Origin of the sequence: Pandoraea terrae (assembly GCF_902459695.1) — a bacterium.
GTDB lineage: Bacteria > Pseudomonadota > Gammaproteobacteria > Burkholderiales > Burkholderiaceae > Pandoraea > Pandoraea terrae.
In genome coordinates this window covers 277141-293860 of the sequence record NZ_CABPRZ010000003.1, presented here as the reverse complement: position 1 = coordinate 293860, position 16720 = coordinate 277141, and the positions used below count along the sequence as shown (strand labels likewise).

General features: G+C 60.4%; 14 protein-coding genes and 1 tRNA gene. 8 read left to right on the top strand and 7 right to left on the bottom strand.

Annotation, left to right across the window (positions count from 1 at the left end):
- Positions 1-81: 81 nt before the first annotated feature.
- Entirely contained in the window at positions 82-1392 is a 1311-nt protein-coding gene (locus tag PTE30175_RS05100; RefSeq protein WP_150695964.1) for an MFS transporter, read from the top strand.
- A gap of 129 nt (positions 1393-1521) precedes the next feature.
- Here PTE30175_RS05100 and PTE30175_RS05095 read toward each other — a convergent pair whose 3' ends face one another.
- Positions 1522-2973 (bottom strand): amidohydrolase family protein, encoded by a 1452-nt coding sequence (locus PTE30175_RS05095; RefSeq protein ID WP_150695963.1) that lies wholly within the window; start codon positions 2971-2973, stop codon positions 1522-1524.
- 29 nt (positions 2974-3002) lie between these two features.
- Positions 3003-4178 carry a porin gene (locus tag PTE30175_RS05090; protein WP_224788610.1) on the bottom strand — a complete coding sequence of 392 codons (1176 nt, stop codon included), beginning with the start codon at positions 4176-4178 and terminating at the stop codon, positions 3003-3005.
- Between the two features lie 291 nt (positions 4179-4469).
- On the opposite strand from PTE30175_RS05090, the gene PTE30175_RS05085 reads away from it, so the two are divergent.
- A complete protein-coding gene (locus PTE30175_RS05085) occupies positions 4470-5408 on the top strand; it encodes a LysR family transcriptional regulator (RefSeq protein ID WP_150695962.1) in 939 nt (312 codons plus the stop codon).
- 21 nt (positions 5409-5429) lie between these two features.
- Here the strand turns inward: PTE30175_RS05085 and PTE30175_RS05080 are convergent, their stop codons facing one another.
- Positions 5430-6413: an ADP-ribosylglycohydrolase family protein gene (locus PTE30175_RS05080; RefSeq protein WP_224788609.1), complete on the bottom strand. Its 984-nt coding sequence runs from the start codon at positions 6411-6413 to the stop codon at positions 5430-5432.
- A gap of 229 nt (positions 6414-6642) precedes the next feature.
- Positions 6643-7824 (bottom strand): leucine-rich repeat domain-containing protein, encoded by a 1182-nt coding sequence (locus PTE30175_RS05075; RefSeq protein WP_191628839.1) that lies wholly within the window; start codon positions 7822-7824, stop codon positions 6643-6645.
- Positions 7825-8250: 426 nt separating this feature from the next.
- Here PTE30175_RS05075 and PTE30175_RS05070 point away from each other — a divergent pair, with 426 nt between their 5' ends.
- Complete coding sequence (locus tag PTE30175_RS05070) at positions 8251-8673, top strand: phasin family protein (RefSeq protein ID WP_150695960.1); 423 nt, start codon at positions 8251-8253, stop codon at positions 8671-8673.
- Positions 8674-8820: 147 nt separating this feature from the next.
- On the opposite strand, the gene PTE30175_RS05065 is transcribed toward PTE30175_RS05070, so the two are convergent.
- The gene (locus PTE30175_RS05065) at positions 8821-9168 is read right to left on the bottom strand and encodes an MTH938/NDUFAF3 family protein (RefSeq protein ID WP_150695959.1); all 348 of its coding nucleotides are present in this window, start codon (positions 9166-9168) and stop codon (positions 8821-8823) included.
- Between the two features lie 280 nt (positions 9169-9448).
- On the opposite strand from PTE30175_RS05065, the gene katG reads away from it, so the two are divergent.
- Positions 9449-11632 (top strand): catalase/peroxidase HPI, encoded by a 2184-nt coding sequence (katG, locus tag PTE30175_RS05060; RefSeq protein ID WP_150695958.1) that lies wholly within the window; start codon positions 9449-9451, stop codon positions 11630-11632.
- Between the two features lie 88 nt (positions 11633-11720).
- Here katG and PTE30175_RS05055 read toward each other — a convergent pair whose 3' ends face one another.
- Complete coding sequence (locus PTE30175_RS05055; protein ID WP_224788608.1) at positions 11721-12755, bottom strand: pirin family protein; 1035 nt, start codon at positions 12753-12755, stop codon at positions 11721-11723.
- Positions 12756-12875: 120 nt separating this feature from the next.
- Here PTE30175_RS05055 and PTE30175_RS05050 point away from each other — a divergent pair, with 120 nt between their 5' ends.
- From PTE30175_RS05050 to PTE30175_RS05040, 3 genes are all read left to right on the top strand, one after another.
- Positions 12876-13793, top strand: a complete 918-nt coding sequence (locus PTE30175_RS05050) for a LysR substrate-binding domain-containing protein (protein ID WP_150695957.1) — start codon at positions 12876-12878, stop codon at positions 13791-13793.
- Positions 13794-13992: 199 nt separating this feature from the next.
- Positions 13993-14289: a Crp/Fnr family transcriptional regulator gene (locus PTE30175_RS05045; protein ID WP_191628837.1), complete on the top strand. Its 297-nt coding sequence runs from the start codon at positions 13993-13995 to the stop codon at positions 14287-14289.
- Between the two features lie 102 nt (positions 14290-14391).
- On the top strand, positions 14392-14808 hold the full coding sequence (locus tag PTE30175_RS05040) for a RidA family protein (RefSeq protein ID WP_150695955.1): 417 nt from the start codon (positions 14392-14394) through the stop codon (positions 14806-14808).
- 317 nt (positions 14809-15125) lie between these two features.
- Here the strand turns inward: PTE30175_RS05040 and PTE30175_RS05035 are convergent.
- Positions 15126-15202, bottom strand: a tRNA-Arg gene (locus PTE30175_RS05035).
- Positions 15203-15394: 192 nt separating this feature from the next.
- On the opposite strand from PTE30175_RS05035, the gene rocD reads away from it, so the two are divergent.
- On the top strand, positions 15395-16624 hold the full coding sequence (gene rocD, locus PTE30175_RS05030) for an ornithine--oxo-acid transaminase (protein WP_150695954.1): 1230 nt from the start codon (positions 15395-15397) through the stop codon (positions 16622-16624).
- The last annotated feature ends 96 nt before the right edge of the window (positions 16625-16720 follow it).

Here is a 16720-nt window from a genome sequence, read left to right as displayed (position 1 = left end):
CGTCTGAACGGCCAACGGACGACGTACCCGTGAGCGCAACGCCCCACAGGGCGCTGCGCAAACCTCCAAGGAGGAGACAACATGATTTCCGATCTCGAAGCCCGGGTTTCCCGCAAGCTTATGCTGCGGATCATTCCGTTTGTGATGTTGCTGTACTTTGTCAGCTTTCTCGATCGCGTCAACGTGGGCTTCGCCGCGATAACGATGAACAAGGCCATCGGGCTGTCTCCGACAGCGTTCGGCTTCGGCGGCGGACTGTTCTTTATCGGCTACTTCCTGTTCGAAGTGCCCTCGAACCTGATTCTCAACAAGGTGGGCGCACGCAAGTGGATCGCACGCGTGATGGTGTCATGGGGCATTGTGTCGGCGGCCTCTGCGTTCGTCGTTGGCCCCAACAGCTTCTATGCGCTACGGTTCATCCTTGGTGTCGCCGAGGCTGGCTTTTTTCCCGGAATCATCCTTTACCTCAGCTTGTGGTTTCCGAGCAGGCAGCGGGCAGTCGCTGCCGCGTGGTTCATGGCGGCAGCGCCGATCTCCACCGCGATCGGCTCCCCCCTCTCGGGCGCGATCATGAAACTTCCGCCGATCGCGGGATTGGCCGACTGGCAAATGCTCTACATTATTGAAGCCGTGCCCGCCATCATCCTCGGCTTCGTCGTGTTGAAATATATGACCGACACGCCGTCGAAAGCGCACTGGCTCGCGCCCGACGAACGGGAATGGCTGATCGCCAAGCTGAAGAGGGAAGCAGACGCGAAGCAGTCGCATGCCGGACACACTGCCGGTGCACTCAACGCATTGCGTGACCCACGCGTGCTCGCGCTTGCACTGATCTATTTCGGTACGTCAGCGGGTCTGTACACCCTTGGCCTGTGGGCGCCGCTGATCATTCGCCAATATGGGTTCGGCTCTTTCGAAACCGGCCTCCTTGCGGGCATACCGAGCATCCTGGCCGTGATCGCGATGATCTTGTGGGCGAAGCATTCGGATCGCACGGAAGAACGGACGTGGCACGTGGTCATACCGTGTGTCGTGGCTTGCCTCGGATTCGTCTTTGCCGGCAATGCGAGCAGCGCGTTGATGATCATCCTGGCGCTTGTCATCGTGAACATCGGGATCAGTGCTGCCAAAGCGCCCCTGTGGGCCATGCCGAGCATGTTTTTGTCCGGCGCCGGGGCGGCAGCAGGCATCGCCATGATCAACTCTGTCGGCAACCTCGGCGGCTTCGTCGGTCCGTTCGCGATCGGTTGGCTCAAGAACGTGACGGGCGGCTATTCGGCCGGCTTGTATGTGGTCGGTGCGACATTGGCTGTATCGGCCGCCGTGACGTTGTTGTTGAGCCGGCAAGCGAAACAGTCTCATGTCGCCATCGGGGAGCGACACGGGCACTGAACGATTTGATCAATCGGGCGCACCCCCGGTTGAATCTCCATCCGAGGTGGAAACCGCCGACAGCATCCCCGACAGGATGCCGGGCGGTCTCACTTTTTGCGCGTTTTTCGGCATCTGATCCGGCTTGGGTTACGCCAACCCCGCTTCACGCCGCAAGCGTAATGCCGACTGCGTTGCGTCGTGAATGACCTGCTTGACATCGAGCGCGACAAATTTCCCGCCTTGGCGCAGGATGCGGCCATCCACAACCACGGTATCCACGTTTGCCGGTTGCGCGGAATACACGAGCGAATTGAACGGATCGAATACCGGAGCGATGTCGAGGTCGTTCGTGCGCACGAGAATGATGTCGGCCCGTTTGCCCGGGGTGAGCGATCCTGTCCGGTCAGCCAGATTGAGCGTTCTTGCGCCGTCGATAGTGGCAAGCTCGACCAGCCGGCGCGGCGTAAGTTTGACGCCCGTATCGCTTCGCGTTCTGTGCGCCCACAATAAAGCACGCATCTCATTGAAGAAATTGGCGTTGGCCGACGCTGCGGACGAGTCGACGGATAGCCCCATCTGCGCATGGAGCGCCTCCATTTCAGCGAATTGGGTATAACCGCTTCGCACCGTGGAGTATTGAATCTCGACTGCGGGCGCAATGCTGATCCTGACATTCGATGCAACCAGCGTTTGGCGCTCCGCTGCGGTGAATCCCTGTGGATGCACAAGCAGCAAATCAGCGCTCAGCCATTGGTGCCTGGCCATCACTTCGATGATTCCGTGCGTCAGGTTTCCGTAGTGCAGCGTGTACGGGAGTTGCAACGCGTGAACATGTGCCATCGACGTACGGAGATCGTCGAATACGCCTACGCTCATCGTGCCGTCCTTTGCCGTGATGGGCGCGACGACGACGCCAAGCGTCAGGAGCGGACGCTTCGGCAATAGCGTCTGCTGAACCCTCTCGACGTCTTGCCAGTTCATGGGCTGCGACGAGGGTTCGCCAAAGCGGCCATACGAGAATCGCGAACGCACGCCAAGATCCTCCAGCGCTTGCATATCGGCATCCGCATGCGCCGGCGAAGGCACGTTGTGACAGAAATCGTGAATCGTGGTGATACCGGACGTCAAGCTTTCTGCAACACCGAACCGAACCGAGTTGTAGATGTCCTCGGGCGTCATGATTGCGCCTGCACGCGCTTTGCTCGGAAAGTAGCCGAATTTCGGATCATCGCCACGCAATGAGCCTCGCAACAGACTGGTCCACAAGTGCTGGTGCGTGTCGACGAATCCCGGCATGACGATCATGTTGCTCGCATCGACTATCCGAACCTTCGGCACGTCGAGTCTGGCGCCGACGGCCACGATTTCACCATGCTTCACGTGCACGTCGCCCACAGGAAATTCGCCGAGCGCCGGATCCATGGTGAGGACATACCCCCCGCGCAAGATGAACTCCCCCCGCTCGGGGAGCCCACCTGAACTCGCCGCATGCGACGCCCTTGGGGCAGACGCCAACATCGCCGGCATCGCCATGCTGCCGGCAACGACCCCGCAAGTTTTGAGGAAATCACGCCGGTTTCGCTGAATATCGTTCTTCATGTCACACCTCCAATGGTGGCTACGCGGTTTTAAAAGGTGTGCTGAATACTGAACGTGCTCACGAACTGACGATTGCCGCTGGCCGGGCCTGCCGACGAGTTGACCTGAGCCATCGCGTTGGCCCCTGATGCGACCTGCCACGCGGCGTCTACGTACACCGTCGTGCGCTTTGAAACACGGTAGCCCAGGAGGGACGTCAGTTGATTGGCGTGGTTGTTGTTCAATTGGGCGTTGCCGCGCATGTAGGTATAGGTTGCCGACGCGTACCAGACAGCGCTGAAGTCATGACCCACACTGAGATCGAACGCGGTGATCTGCGCGCCCGTCGCCGTATTGCGGGAGACCGTCGCAAGTCCGGATATCACGGCTTTATCGAAGCCGTAACGGGCGCCAAGGCCGATATTGCGAATGCCGTCGTTTCCACTATTCGTTGAGGGGGACTTGACCATTGTGTACGCCGCACCGATGCCGGCATTGGCGTACTCGTAGTTGATGCCGAAACTGCTCGACGAAGATCTGCCGAAGCTTCCCGGCACGCCGCCAAATCCGTACATGGCGCCGAACGTCAAACCGGAAAAGTCTGCGCTCCTGAATTTGACCGTGTTGGCGATTGCCTCGCCATTCACGCGGTCGAAGTCAAACGATCCTTGCGCGGAATAGGAAACGCCGAATTTCGGGAAGGGGCCTTGGTGGGCCGCATAGGACCCTTCGAAGAAGCTCCCTGGATAGCGATTCAATGTCAGGCTGTCGAACATGAAATCGCGCTGATTGCCGACGGTCAGGGTCCCATAGCGATTACCCAATCCAACATAGGATTCGCGGGAGAACAAGCTGCCGGGGCCGCCGAACACGTTTCCATTGAGAATGCTGAACAGGGAACCGAGGTAAAACACCGCGCGGTTTCCGTCGCCAAGGTCTTCGTTGCCGCGGAAGATCACCGCACTCGGCCGCAAAATGCCGGGATTTGCCGTGACGTTGGAACGCCCGCCGATGTTGCTCGAATAGCCAACGCCCGCGCCCAGCAATCCGGTGATCTCAACGTTGCTTTGCGCGTACACGGCATGCGTGAGTCCCCCGCAAAGAAGGCTCGCTACCAGACATGAACATACAAAACTGCCGTGACGATTCACGTTGTCTCCTCCATATAATTTATATTTATAAAATTTAAGCTTAAAATTAATGGCCGCATGGGTGTATACCTTCATTGCGTGGAGGCCACCCGACGTGACCGAATACATCGCCCGTCTTCCGCGCCCGCGTGAGCTTGGCGACCACGTCTTCACGGCATGTGGCACCTGGGCCTCTTCCGTGCGGGAAACATGGCAGCTCAGTGTAGATGGAGTCTTTTTTTGATACGGTGACTTTTAGGAACCACGCATCAACCATTGGTTGACGCACGGTCCTCGAAGTCCGGGGCTGCAGGCCGGGGATGGCGAATGGCAAGCCAAGGCTAGCGGTAATATCTCGAACCTTTCTGGCGGTCGACCGCAGATGCGGTGTCGTTGGAGATAAAAATGAATGTCAGTACCGGTCAGGCGCCACCGTCTCGCCTCAAGATTCAGTACCTTCAGGTTGTGGTGGTACTCGATGAAACACGCAGTCTGACCAAGGCTGCGGACCGTCTTCATGTCACACGCGCAGCCTTGTCCAAGACGCTGGCAGCACTCGAAGACTTGTTGGGTGTGGAGCTCTATGAACGCACCGCGGCCGGCATGGTACCCACGAAGTTCGGCCAAACGCTGGCGCGTCATGCGCGGATGATCCTGGGCAACCTGCGCTCCGCCGAGGATGAGATCCGTGACCTGGTGAACGAGCATCGCGAGAGCCTCGCGGTGGGTGCGCTCTTCACCGCGATGCCGCTACTGCTGCCGCAGGCGATCGCGTCGCTTGTGCAGTCGCACCCGCGCTGCGTCATCACCGTGCGCGAAAGTGGCTCGTTCGGGCTGGCGGAAGGATTGCACAACGGCGGGTTTGACCTGGTCGTGGGGCGCCTCTCGCCGGAGTACTTTCGGTCGGCGGTCAACCTTGAACCGCTTTACGATGAGGACCTGTTTGCGATCTGCCGTCGCGGGCATCCACTCGAAAAAGTGCCCGTGTTGGACTGGAAGCAAGTCGCTGCCTACCCCTGGGTGCTACCCCCCAAGGAGTCCCCGGTCAACTACGCACTACAGGCGCAATTTCTTGCAGAAGGTGTGCAGGGACCGGGCGTTGTCGTGGAGGCTTTTTCCATTCCCCTCGCGCTCGGGATGCTGAAAACGTGCGATGCCATTACCGTCCTGCCAGGCCGCGTGGCATCCGACGAACGAGACAGTGGAAACGTCTCCATTCTGCCGCTGACGCTGTCGCCGTGGCAAGTTCCGATGGGCGTGGCGTGGCGCAAGGACTGGCCGCTGTCGCCACTCGCAAAAGCGTTTATCGCGGCGCTGAAACAATGAATGTTTGCCGCGTAGACGGTTTCAGTTTCTTTGATTCGAGAACCGATCCACCAAGGGCTTGATCAGTTCAACCCCGCGCAACTGCCGCAACCACCGTGCAGGAATACCTTCGAGACCAAACCGGATTCCGGCCAAACCAGCCGACACGGCACTGGTTGTGTCGGTGTCATTGCCGAACATGATGGCGGTGCGGACCACATCCTCAAACGATGCTTCTTCCAATGCCCGTCGGGCCGACCAGATGGTGTCCAGCACATAGCCCGTCCCACGCGGCTTGTTTGTCACCGGAAACCGTCGAAGGACATCCAGTTCGAAGAGGAATGAATCGCGCAACGGTTGGTCTCGCCAGTCCGAGTAGATCCTTTCCAGACGATGGTCCGCCCACCACCAGGGTTCAGACACCTTCGCCAGGTAAGCCCTTGCTACCAGACAGTAATACGCGCAGGCCACCATTGAACGAGGATGCCGGTGTGTCGGAACGGATTGAAGATGGGCGTCGTGCACCAAGGCTTCATCGGTTCCGCTGTGCCACAACGCGAGCGGCAAGACCCTCATCAAACTCCCGTTCCCGTTGTCCAGGACCGTTTCACCACCGGATTCATCGGGTGGCACACCTTCTCGCAACCGGTCCAGTGCTTCCCGGGTCTGATTACCGACATCGAACACCGCCCCGTCCACCGCCATATAGCCCCATTCCATCCATTGCAGCAGACGTTCGGCGAAGTCCGGCAGGGAAAATTCGCCACAATCGACGAGACTGGCAAGTAGGCATAAGGCTTGGGCGGAATCGTCAGACCATGTGCCAACAGGCACTGATGGATGCGACCTGGGGAAACCGACCGGCGGAACCATGTCAATCTGATCACGCGGCGGGATCTGATCTGCCGGGCAAAACTCGAAACTGACACCGCACGCGTCACCAATCAGTAACCCGATCAGCCCACCAACTTCGGCGCTGAATTGATAGCGCTCCATCAGTGCGGCAAAGCCGTTCTCGTCTGTCAAATTCATTCTCCGCTTTTACCCGCTGACCGATTTTACCAAAATGATGCATTCAACATGCATAATATAACCTTGCACCGGGATCACTGGTTGCGTTCACTACGCAGCGATCCGACTTTCCGAGGGGAAGTGATGGATCGCAAAAGCTACATGTACGGGGTCTATCAGGTGTCGGTGTTTGGCGTGCGGTGTCGGGATGGCCTTTAACGCTTGATGGGGACCATCAGCGATCTCACGGCGTCAGGATCCGCGTTCTCGGCAACTTGGCCTTGAGCGCGTCCACGTTCTGGATATGAGTGCGCGTAAGATCGAGGTGTTGCAGGCCAGTCAACCCCTTCAGCGCGTCAACGTCCCGGACTTGGGTGCCCGAGAGATCGAGCCATTGCAAGCCGGTCAATCCCGCCAATGCATCGATGTTCCGAACTTGCGTGCCGGAGAGTTCGAGCCGTTGCAGGCCGGTCAATCCCTTCAGCGCATCAACGTTCTGGACTTGTGTGCCCGTAAGATTGAGCCATTGCAGGCCGGTCAACGCCTTCAGGGCATCGATGTTTCGGACTTGGGTGCCCCAGAGACTGAGCCATTGCATGCCGGTCATTCCCTTCAACGCATCGATGTTCCGGACTTGCGTGCCCGTGAGATCGAGCCATTGCAGGCCGGTCATTCCCTTCAGCACGTCGACGCTGCGGACCTGCGTCCCCGAGAGATCGAGCCATTGCAGGCCCGTCATTCCCTTCAGCGCATCGACATTTCGGACTTGGGTGCGCGAGAGAAACAGCTGCTGCAGCCCAGTCAATCCTTCAAGGGCATCGACGCTCTGGAGTTGAGTCCCCGAGAGGCTGAGCCATTGCAGATGGGGCAATGACTTCAACGCATCGGCGCTGCGGACTTGCGTGCCCGAGAGATCAAGCCGTTGCAGGCTGGTCAATCCCTTCAAGGCATCGACGTTCCGGACTTGGGTGCGCGAGAGATTAAGCCATTGCAGGCCGGTCAATCCCTTCAGCGCGTCGACGTTCCGCACTTGGGTGCCCCAGAGACTGAGGCGCTGCATGCCGGCCAACCCATTCAGCGCATCGATGTTCTGGACTCGGGTGTATGAAAGATCGAGTTGTTGCAGGCTGGTCAATCCCTTCAGCACATCGACGTCCTGGATTTGGGTGTTCGCGAGGCTCAGACCGTGCCGCTTCTCGACTCCCTTAAGGTGCGGTATTGCAGCAGCAAGCGCGGCGGTATCCAGCCTGACCTGTGCCGACAATACGAGGCAGCCTGGATCGATTGAGATGCCACGGTATGCCTCACAGGGCTTCGAGGAAAACCCCAGATCCGCCAAGGCATGTAGATCGTCACTTTCCGAAGCGTTCGCGAACTGCGACAGCGCAAGCGAAGCCACGAGACAAACCCCCGTACTCAGCCTCATACTCAGCCTCATACTCTGCCCCCATATCCGGCCTGGTACCTGCGCCGAGGACCCATTGACCGGCACGGCGCCAGACCGATGCGCGCCGGCCAGTGGAACTTTGGTGGTAAAGCACTGCGTCTTCGGCCATACCACCGCCTTTCCTCTCTTTATAGACAAAGATTGCGGTCCATGATGGCCCCCAACCATCGGTGCATTTTTTGTCGGAAAGGTCAAATCATGCGATTGACTGGCGGAATGCGGGCGGATGGCGCATGATCGCCAAGGTGCCGACTCGAATCCGTAAGTCCTTTCACGTTTGGCGAGTCATGCGAATTGCCTATCGAGTCTGGCGCACCAATGGTCAGCTGATGCGCACCAACGGGCCAATGGGGTCTCTGCAGCGGCGCGCAGCTGTGTACACGCAAGTCTCCGGAGAGATTTAGCATGAAACAATCTGACGCCACCAATCCGTTTGGCGAATTCACCAAATTGCTGGAGCAGTTCAAGCTACCCGGTTTCGATGTGCCCGCCATCATGGAAGCGCGACGCAAGGACGTAGAGGCGCTGGTGACAGCAAATCAGACTGCGCTCCAGGGCATGCAGTCGCTGGGTCAAAAGCAGGCTGAGATGCTCCGTACGACCCTGGGCGAGCTCCAGTCGCTTGTCACGCAGATGTCGTCATCGGGCGGGGTACCGTCGCCGAACACGGCCGAGTTGGTGCAGCAGACCCTGCACAAGGCGCTCGCGGACATGCAGGAACTGGCCCAGACCGCATACCAGACGCAGGCCGAGACGTACACTGTGCTTACAAAGCGCGTGGAGGAAAACATTCAAGAGTTGAAGATGCTCTTGCAACAGAAGAAGTAAGATCGCAAACGGCAGATCCGAATCGATTGCACGGCGCCCTGCACACGTTGGGGAGGGCGCCGCACCAGATGTAAATTCGCGTCGCGTGTAGCCGAAAGCGCGCGACGCGACTTTACATCACGTGCTATTTCTTGACGCGTTCCCCCACTAACAGGTGACGTGGAGAATCGCGTTGGTTTGCTCGAACGCCTCCTTCAGCTTCGCGATCGCTTCGGCTGTCGGCAGAATGACCAACTCGACGTCCCGGCGCCTGGCTTCGTGTTTCACCTCATCCATGACAGGCAGTGCGCCGGTGCCGGTACCAATCACAAGCCGCCGGCATTTCCACGGTATCGCCTCTTCCATCGATAGCGGCGTGTGCCCGAAGCGATCACGAAATTTCTTCGAGGGCTTCTTCTTGCGTTTGCGAACCTCCCCGTGGTCGATGACCACGTCATGCGGGTAGCTGACCCCATCGATACGGATGGAACCAAAAGAAAATGCTTCGAAACGCATGGGCACCTCCGCCGGAGTCATGGCGCGACTCACCCGCTGGGTGAGACGAGCCGTCAGCTTCACGTCCGACCGCATTGCCAGTATATGACGCGCGGCAACATCGACGTCACGCTGACGATCGTTTGACGCATTCCCGTTGTAAATGCAGGCGTCGAATCAGCAATTGAGCGGGCTCATCTCCTGGGCGATTGCGTCGCTCGACGCGATCGCCATAGGTGTACACTCCCCCCCATATCCGGTCTGCAAACCCTTCCATTGCCAGCAATCATTGGAGTGACTGATGCCGAACGAATCCAAGTGCCCGTTCTCGGGCGACGCCCTCAAGCACACCACGGCCGGCGCCAAGGGCAACCGGAACTGGTGGCCCAACCAACTGAACGTCGGACTGCTGCACCAGCACTCGCCAAAGGGCAACCCCATGGGCGAGTCGTTCGACTATGCCAAGGAATTCCAGGGCCTTGACCTCGACGCCGTGATCAAGGACCTGCACGCGCTGATGACGGACTCGCAGGACTGGTGGCCGGCCGACTTCGGCCACTACGGCCCGCTGTTCATTCGCATGGCCTGGCACGCTGCCGGCACCTACCGCGTGGCCGACGGCCGCGGCGGCGCGGGCACGGGTGCGCAGCGCTTCGCGCCGCTCAACAGCTGGCCCGACAATGGCAATCTCGACAAGGCGCGCCGCCTGCTGTGGCCCATCAAGCAGAAGTATGGCCGCAAGCTGTCCTGGGGCGACTTGATGATCCTCTCCGGCAACGTGGCGCTGGAGTCCATGGGCTTCAAGACGTTCGGCTTCGGTGGCGGCCGCCCGGACATCTGGGAGCCCGAGGCCGACACCGACTGGGGCCCGGAGAGCACCTGGCTTGGCGATGAGCGCTACAGCGGCGACCGCGAGCTCTCCAACCCGCTGGCCGCCGTGCAGATGGGCCTGATCTACGTGAATCCCGAAGGCCCGAACGGCAATCCCGATCCCCTCGCCGCGGCGCGCGACGTCCGCGAGACCTTCGCCCGCATGGCCATGAACGACGAAGAGACGGTAGCCCTGATCGCTGGCGGCCACACCTTCGGCAAGACCCATGGCGCCGGCGACGCGAAGCATGTGGGCCCCGAGCCGGAGGCCGCCCCCATCGAAGCTCAGGGTCTGGGCTGGCTCAGCAGCCACGGCTCCGGCAAGGCCGGCGACGCCATCACCAGCGGACTGGAGGTCACCTGGACACAGACGCCCACAACGTGGAGCAACTATTTCCTGGAGAACCTGTTCGGCCACGAATGGGAGCTGACCAAGAGCCCGGCCGGCGCCCACCAGTGGGTGGCCAAGGGCGCAAGCGCCACCATCCCGGATGCGCATGACCCGACCAAGCGCCGCCTGCCGACCATGCTCACCACTGACCTCTCACTGCGCTTCGACCCGGCTTACGAGAAGATCTCGCGTCGTTTCCTGGCACACCCGGACCAGTTGGCCGATGCCTTCGCCCGCGCCTGGTTCAAGCTCACCCACCGCGACATGGGTCCGCGCGCCCGCTATCTCGGTAAGCTGGTGCCCCAGGAAGCGCTCTCCTGGCAGGATCCGGTGCCCGCCGTCGATCACCCGCTCGTGAACGAGCAGGACATCGCCGCGCTGAAGGCCGAGGTGCTGGGTTCGGGCCTTTCCATTTCGCAATTGGTGGGCACCGCCTGGGCCTCGGCCTCGACCTTCCGCGGCAGCGACAAGCGCGGCGGCGCCAACGGCGCGCGCATCCGCCTGGCGCCGCAGAAGGATTGGCCGGTCAACCGCCCGGCCGAGCTGGCGGGTGTACTGGCCAAGCTCGAAGCCATCCAGAAGGCCTTCAACGGCGCACAGTCCGGCGGCAAGAAGATCTCGCTGGCCGACCTCATCGTACTGTCCGGCGGCGCGGCTATCGAAGCCGCTGCGAAGCGGGACGGCCACGACGTGAAGGTACCCTTCTCTCCCGGCCGCACCGACGCTACGCAGGCGCAGACCGATGTGGAATCCTTCGCTGTGCTGGAGCCCTTGGCCGACGGCTTCCGCAACCACGTGCGCAAGGGCCTGGACGGCGTGGCCGCAGAGTTGTTGATCGACAAGGCCCAGTTGCTGAACTTGAGCGCACCGGAGATGACCGTGCTCATCGGCGGCCTGCGCGCCCTGAACATCGGGCAGACGCCGCACGGCGTGTTCACCGGCCGGCCCGAGACCCTGAGCAACGACTTCTTCGTCAACCTGCTCGACATGGGCACGCGCTGGCAGAAGGCCGCTGACGCAGAGGGCGTGCTGGAGGGCCGCGACCGCGTCACCGGCGAGCTAAAGTGGACAGGCACCACGGTGGACCTGGTCTTCGGCGCCAACTCGCAGTTGCGCGCGCTCGCCGAGGTGTATGCCAGCAGCGACGCGCAGGCGGTCTTCGTGCGCGACTTCGTGGCGGCCTGGGCCAAGGTGATGAATCTTGACCGCTTCGACTTGGCCTGATCGCCCGCCCGGAGACCGGTCTGAATCGTACTGCAGGGCCGCCCTTAACGGGCGTCCCGCAGCAGCGGACGCAACGGTTTTCGAAACTTCACTGACGGGCAGCTTGCGGCATGACGAGTTGTCCGAATTCGCCGTTCTGGAAAGCCTGAATCCGATCCTCAAGTTGCTCGCGGGTATTCATTACCATCGGCCCTTGTTTGGCAATCGGTTCATTCAACGCCGGGCCGGAGAGAATGACAAAGTGGCTGTCTCCGTCAGAGGTGAGCCGAATCTCCACCCTGCCCTTCGGCGCGCCCTTGTCCAATGCCACACTGATGGCCTGTCCGCCGATCAGTTGCCGTACCTCGCCCCCGATGTCTACCCGTAACTCTCCCGAGAGTGCGTAAATCATCCCGTTCCAGCCGCGTGGCAAGTCGTGGCTGAAATCCGATGAACGCGAGAGGAAGCCGTCCAACAATGTGAACGGCTCAGGCAGTTGCGCAGAGTGAGCAGCTTGCACGCCATTGCTGCTGCCTGCAACCACGCGCACGCGAACGCCGGGCGTATGGAACTCCGGAATGTCCTGCGGCTCCACATGGACTGCGTATGGCGCATCGAATTTCTTGCTGGCCGGCAGATTAACGAAGATTTGCAGCGCGTGAACGTGATGCCCCTCGCCCTCGGGCTGTTCCGTATGCACTGCCCCGCGGCCGGCGGCAAACCAATGCAAGGCCCCCGGGTTGATGGGGACGTGGTTGCCAAGCGAGTCGTAATTGACATGCGCGCCGATGGCGTCCTCGAACACATAGGTCACCGCCGAGATCCCTGCATGCGGATGCGGCGCGAAGGTAGGCCCCGTCATGTGAAAATGGTCAAGCATGACAACGGGATCCATCAATCCGCCAAACACCTGTTCTTCAAAATGCTTGGCCCGAAACGCTTCGCCAATGGACATGTCGTGTCCGGCGATGACATTCGAAACGCGTACGAACTCGTTCATGTTGAGACTCCGTCTTACCGTTGCGCCCGACCCCGAAGCCATCCTGCTGTGTCGGCCCGGGAAGGCGTCATGATCTTTAATAACGTTGGCGTTTGGATAAGGCATCGGCGTATATGCACCCCTGCCTGACTGCCCGGTGCACATCTGCTCCGGTTAAGTTAAATCATATTCACGCAACGACAAACGATAAAGATGCTATTTGACAACCTATCGTTGCGTGTATAGAACGATAAATATTCCCACCCAAAGCCAGCCGGATGCCGGATGAACCCCGTATCTCTCGACTTGAATGACCTCTATCTTTTTGCTCAGGTGATCGAGCATCACGGCTTTACCGCAGCGGGAGAGGCGCTCGGCGTGAGCAAATCCCGGATTTCCCGGCGAATCACCGATCTGGAAGCCAACCTTGGCGTTCGATTGCTGCAACGAACCTCGCGCCGACTGAGCTTGACCGACGCCGGCCAGGCGCTTTATGAGCATTGCCGAGCCATGATTTCCGAGGCGCAGGCCGGTGAAGAAGCGGTTCGCCGACGGACGGCGGAGCCCACCGGACTGGTGCGGGTCAGCATGCCCGTAGCCGTTACGGACATCGTCTTGGCCAAATTGCTGCCGCGCTTCATGCTGCGCTACCCCAAGGTCCGGCTCGCAATCCAGGCCAGTAACCGGCAAGTGGACCTCGTCGAGGAAAACGTCGATGTGGTGGTACGCGGTATGGGTTTTGAAGTGGAGTCTTCCAGTCTGGTACAGGCCCCACTATGCACTGCGCGTTGGGGGCTGGTGGCCAGCCCGGTGTATCTGGCACAGAGCGGGGTAATTGACAGGCCTGACGCGCTCCCCCACGGCGACTTGTTGATCTACGCGTCAATCAACGAGCCAGTGACCGCCCTGCGCCTGATTGGCGCAAGTGGCGATGTGGCTGCCCGGACGATTCAACCTCGCCTGCAAAGCGACAACATCGCTGCGCTAAAGGAGGCGGCGTTGGCCGGGATGGGCGTCGCGAGCCTGCCCCTTTATGCCTGCGCAAGCGAGATCGGGATGGGCACTTTGTGCGTCGTATTGCCGGAGTGGCGTCCCAAGGAAGGGCGATTGGCAGTGCTGTTCCCGACGCGCCGCGGAATGATGCCTGCAGTACGCGCCCTGGTCGACTTCCTGAAAGAGGAATTGCCCCCCCTTCTAAGCTGAGGCCGAGGTGTCACGGCCAGCGCTTGGAAGGGGGCAATTCTTCCTATAGTATTCGCGCTTATGCATAGAAGCGCCTGGCCAGCGACGAGAGCGACGAATTGCTACGGCCATTACCGTCGAAGATTCCGAGCTCATCGAGTTCGACATTCGCGTGATTATCGGGGCGATACCGTCATGCCCCGAGCTCGCGGTTTCCCTGATGCGCGTGGTCGCACTGAAGCAGCGGGTGTTGGCCTCGCGCATCCAGTATTTGGCCCTGCCGAAGCCTGAAATGCGAATCGGAGAACTGCTTGGCCGACTCTCAGAGCGCTACGGAGAAGAGCATGAAGGGCGCACGCTGATATCCATCTTGCTCACGCACGAGCAAATTGCCGCCATGACGGGCACCAATCGTGTCACTGTCACGCGCGCCCTGAAGCGCCTGACCGACCTGGGCGTCATCGAGGTAAAACAGCGTCGTATATGGGTCATCGACCCCTCGCGACTTCTTGGCTGACTTGGTAACTCAATATACAGACTTCGCTCAGCTTCCTCGATAGAGTGACGTGCATGCCGTGCCCCACGGATTTGTACATTCACTTGAGTGAAAGGAAGAGCCATGAGCAAAATCGAGCGCCTGCGCCTGCCCGAGGACGACGCGACTTTCGGTAGCAACCGAATTTTCGACCTGTTTCAATACTCGCCCGCTGTGACAGCAAATGGCCTGGTGTTCATTGCCGGCCAAATTGGCCTTCGTGCGGACGGCACCATCCCGGAATCACCGAAGGAGCAAATCGATGTCGCGTTCAAGCGCATCAGCGCCGTGCTCAACCATCTTGGCCTTGATTTCACCGACGTCGTCGAGTTGGTCTCCTACCACACCGACGTGGTGAATCAGCTCGCTGACTTCCGTGCGGTGAAGGAGCAGTACATCCGCTCCGACTTCCCGGCTTGGACGATTCTCGGCGTTGCAGCACTGGCGCGTCCCGAACTGATTGTTGAAATCAAGGTGGTCGCGGCTCCGCGCCAGGCATAACCAGAAAACCTCGCATCTCAGCCGTTTTGGCGGCTTCCAGGCCCCATCTCCGGGGCCCGTGGCATCGTGCACGCTTTTTTTGACAGGAGTCCATGATGAGCAGTGAAGTCAAAACCGACGGATTCGCGTTTGTCGAATTCGTGTCGGAAAAGCCCGGTGAGCTCGTAGAGCGCTTCGAAAACCTCGGCTTTCGCGTTCGCGGCAAAGCACAAGGTGACGCGCATTTCATGACCCAAGGGGCGGCAGCGTTATGCCGCGTGGATGGCTGCCATCGCCAATGCGGCGATAACCGTAAATTATTGATTTCTGCAATTTTCTGGCCTGCCCAGAGGGATTCGAACCCCCGACCGTCGGCTTAGAAGGCCGATGCTCTATCCAACTGAGCTATGGGCAGTGATGGGTGACGATGTCCGCGAAAGTTGAACCCCGCGTCCATCTGCATTGACACAACTCGGCAACGATGCCGAGTGTAGCCAAACATTATAACGCACTCCTTCCGCCCCCAGCGCGCGCGTTCTCGGTAAATCCTCCCCCTTCCCAAGCCCGTCACAAGCGGATTAGACTGGCTCCATGGACGGAGAATGCCATGGACGAGATCGATCTCGAAGAACGCTTCTGCGCTCACAACTACGCGCCGCTGCCGGTCGTACTGTCCCACGCCAAGGGCGTCTGGGCCTGGGACGTCGAGGGCACCCGCTATCTCGACATGATGAGCGCCTACTCTGCCGTGAGTCACGGCCACGCCCATCCCGTGTTGGTCGCCGCCCTCGCCGCGCAGGCACAACGGCTCGGCGTGGTCTCGCGCGCCTTCTATTCCGACCGTCTCGGCCCCTTCCTGAAACGCCTTTGTGATCTGACCGGTCTCGACGGCGCCATCCCGATGAACACCGGCGCGGAAGCCGTCGAAACGGCCATCAAGGCGGCCCGCCGCTGGGGTTACCGGGTCAAGGGCATCCCGTCAGGCCGCGCCGAAATCATCGTCGCCGACGGCAATTTCCACGGACGCACCACCACCATCGTCGGCTTCTCCAGCGAGGCCGAATACCGCGCCGATTTCGGGCCGTTTGCGCCGGGATTCGTGAGCGTACCGTTCGGCGACATTGAAGCCGTACGCCGCGCCATCACGCCGAACACCTGCGCCGTGCTGTTCGAACCGATCCAGGGCGAAGCCGGCGTTGTCCTGCCGCCAGACGGATTCCTGCGTCAACTGCGCACGGTGTGCAACGAAGCCCACGTCCTGATGCTGCTCGACGAAGTCCAATCGGGACTCGGACGCACAGGCAAATGGTTCGCATTCCAACACGAAAACATCGTGCCCGACGGCATCGCGCTCGGCAAGGCGCTCGGCGGCGGCCTGCTTCCGGTATCGGCATTCGTCGCAAGCGCGGAAATCATTGATCTGTTCGAGCCTGGCAGCCACGGGTCGACGTTCGGCGGCAATCCCCTCGCGGCCACCATCGGCCTCGCCGCACTCGACGTCATGGACGACGAAGACCTGCCGGGCCGCAGCGCCGAGCTCGGGGAATACTTCCTCGCCCGGCTTCACGCGATCCACAGTCCGTTGATTCGCGAAGTCCGCGGCCGTGGCCTGTGGATCGGCGTAGAGATGCATCCCGGCACGATCACCGCCCACGATCTCGCGCTGCGCATGCTCCGTCGCCATATTCTCGTCAAGGAAACACGCGACACGGTACTGCGATTCGCGCCGCCGCTCGTGATCGATCGTGCCGAGATCGATCTCGCCGTCTCGGCCTTCAAGGCCGTCATCGCGGAAGCGGAAACGGAGGCCGCGGCGGCAGTCGCCCCATCGAACTGACCGCCCTCGCCCGCCACCCGCAAACGCCCGCACGCCGCAAAATTTCGCTCGCACAAATCCCGCAACGCGCGCTAGAATGCCTGTCACGGTGTGGCC